The sequence below is a fragment of the Rhizobacter sp. P2_H2 genome, assembly GCF_056403375.1.
In genome coordinates, this window is the sequence record NZ_JBFUFP010000722.1 from 1 (window position 1) to 2,878 (window position 2,878).

A 2,878-nucleotide genomic window follows, 5' to 3' on the forward strand; every position below is an offset into this window, starting at 1 on the left:
ATGTACAGGGCCGCCTTCGGCTTCACGCAGCTGACGCCGGGGATCTGCGTCAGCAGCTGGTGCGCGAGGTCGCGCTGGCGGCACAGCCGGCCGCCGGGGGCGACCAGGTCCTTGATGCTCTGGTAGCCGCCAAGCGCAGTCTGGATCGCGAGCTGGCCGGGCGTGTTGGAGCACAGGCGCATCGACGCGAGCATGTTCAGCCCCTCGATGTAGTCGCGCGCATGGCGCTTCTCGCCGGAGACGATCATCCAGCCGGCGCGGTAGCCGCAGGAGCGGTAGTTCTTGCTGAGGCCGTTGAAGGTGACGAACAGCACGTCGGTCGCGAGCGACGCGATGCTGGTGTGGGTGTTGCCGTCGTACAGCGTCTTGTCGTAGATCTCGTCGGCGAACACGATCAGCTGGTGCTGGCGCGCGACCTCGACGATCTCGCGCAGCAGGCTGTCGGGGTACAGCGCGCCGGTCGGGTTGTTCGGGTTGATCACGACGATCGCCTTGGTGTTCGGCGTGATCCTGGCCTTGATGTCGGCGATGTCGGGGAACCAGTCGCTCTGCTCGTCGCAGACGTAGTGCACCGCGGTGCCGCCCGAGAGGGCCACCGAGGCGGTCCACAGCGGGTAGTCGGGCGCCGGCACCAGGACTTCGTCGCCGTCGTTGAGCAGCGCGTTCATGCTCATCGCGATCAGCTCGGAGGCGCCGTTGCCGAGGTAGACATCGTCGACGGTGACGCCGGCGATGTTCTTCTCCTGCGAGTAGTGCACGACCGCCTTGCGCGGCGCGAACAGCCCCTTCGAGTCGGTGTAGCCGGCCGAGTGCGGCAGGTTGCGGATCATGTCCTGCACGATCTCGTCCGGCGGTTCCAGGCCGAACACCGCGAGGTTGCCGATGTTCAGCTTGATGATCTTCTGGCCCTCTTCCTCCATCTGCCGGGCCTTCTCGAGCACGGGCCCGCGGATGTCGTAGCAGACGCTGGCGAGCTTGCTGGACTTGGAGATGGGTTTCAACGGGGGCTCCGGCGGGGTCAGGAGAGCGGAATTTTGGCACAGCGCTGCTGTGTGCCCGGTCATAGCAAGCTTTCGCCCGCACGGTCGCCATGACAGGAAGAATCTTCTTCGTTCATCGTGCCTGTGAGTGCCGAACCGTCCCCCGCGCTGTCGCCTCCACCACTCAGGAAGGTGCTCGCGATCACACGCCGCTGTTCCAGGTTCTCACGAATCCTTTGCTCCCGTGGTGTCGGAAGCGTCGCCGTCACGTCCGTCGACGAGCTTCGGGTGACGATGACCTCGGCCAACCGTGTGACGGTATCGGGATGGGCACTGCCGTCCGGATCGGCCAGGTAGTTGGCGCTGCGCGCGCGAGCGCCACCGGTCGCAGCATTGAGCAAGGACCCGACGAAAAGGAAGAAGGTTTCGACATCGGGGTAGCCCAGCCGGCTGCACAGCGTTGCCAGCGAGCCGAAGGCATCGTTGCCGGTCGCCGCCGTCGCGATCCGTGCCGACGCGTTCTGCACGAGATGCCGGCGAAACTTCGGCAGGCCGTCTTCATCGCCCACGACACAGGGCTGGCGATCCACGACACAGACCAGGGGCTGGTCCGGTGGCGATTCGAGCCCCACCAGAGCGGGACACCACGCCACCAGCTTGCTCGCGAGGTCGGGCCAGAAGCCGTCCTAGGTCTCGTTCACAGGCCCGTAGACGCTCTTGAACTCGATGCCGATCGCCTCGTGGGCCAGGCAGGTCCGCAACTGGATCAGTGAAATCAGGTTCTTGCCGAATGCCTGCCCGCCCCCCAGGGCTCCTGCCGACGAGATGGCATAGAGGGCATCCCGCAACAGCCACACCCGCCACTGTTCGTCGTCCGTCAGCTTGATGAACTCCTTCCCGCCCTGCGGGTTGATGATGCAGCGGCACAACGAKAGCCCGGACGTCCATCGGCTTCGTGAACCGGACTGCAGCAGATCACGGAACGGACGCGCGACCAGGCCGGTGATCTGCGCCTGCACGGGTATCAGCGCGCATCGGAAGGCATGCTCGATCAGATCGCCTGACATCTGCGCCGCTGCCTTGATCTCGCACAGGCTGGCGTTCTGCGACAGCATGCCACCCTGCCAAGGTTCGGGCTCGAAGGCCGACGTGCCGTTGCCTCCCGGGCTGCCTTGCGATGATCGCGCCTGGGCATCGAAGGAAGCCAACCCGACCAGGAAGAAGCTCACCGGCAATGCCCACGGCAGGATCAGCGAGGTCCACCGCATCAGGTTGAAGCATTTCGACTCGGCGTAGCGGCCGAGTTGCGCGTCTGCCGGCCGGCGGAACGCCTGCGTGTTGACGATCTTCTTCTGGAAGAACCGGTCCACCCCGATGAACGCCAGGGCCACGGTCAGACCCAGGATCGTCACCAGCGGCCAGGCATGCCCGTCCACGGCGCCGAGAAAGGCTTCCATGGCGGATGAGATCGCCCACGACGCGAACAGCATCGCAATCCAGTGGCAGCCCCCTTCCCGCACGCCGTTCAGGGTGGATCGAAGCACCCACGGCATGCGCTCGAACAGCGGCGCCTTCACGGGGATGTCGGGGGAAGGCTCCTGAGCGATGCCCTCCTCCTCCGGCAGCATCGAACCGATTTGGTCCTCGACCTGGGAGAGGAACGGCTGGCGCAATTGCGCCAGCAGAGCCGCCACCGCGTCGTAGACGTCCCGCGGCAGCTCATCGGATCGGAAGAGGGAGACCACCTGGCATTGCGCCAGCAGATGGATCGACAACATGCCCACCGACCCTCTCAGCATCCTGTTTTCGACCACCACGAGGACAAGCTCCTTCAGTGCCTCACGCAGTTCCCCGCCTCGCCCCTCCATGGCACAGCCGGCTGCGTGGTTCAGCAGGAT

The 2,878-nt window shown here is 65.4% G+C and carries 3 protein-coding genes; all 3 read right to left on the reverse strand.

Annotation, left to right across the window (positions count from 1 at the left end; genetic code table 11):
• A partial coding sequence (locus AC1D15_RS25250; RefSeq protein WP_477828143.1) for a pyridoxal phosphate-dependent aminotransferase occupies positions 1-1,001 on the reverse strand: 1,001 nt, incomplete at its 3' end.
• A gap of 59 nt (positions 1,002-1,060) precedes the next feature.
• A complete protein-coding gene (locus tag AC1D15_RS25255) occupies positions 1,061-1,570 on the reverse strand; it encodes a hypothetical protein (protein WP_477828144.1) in 510 nt (169 codons plus the stop codon).
• A gap of 96 nt (positions 1,571-1,666) precedes the next feature.
• The coding region (locus AC1D15_RS25260) for a hypothetical protein (RefSeq protein ID WP_477828145.1) at positions 1,667-2,878 on the reverse strand (1,212 nt) is incomplete at its 5' end.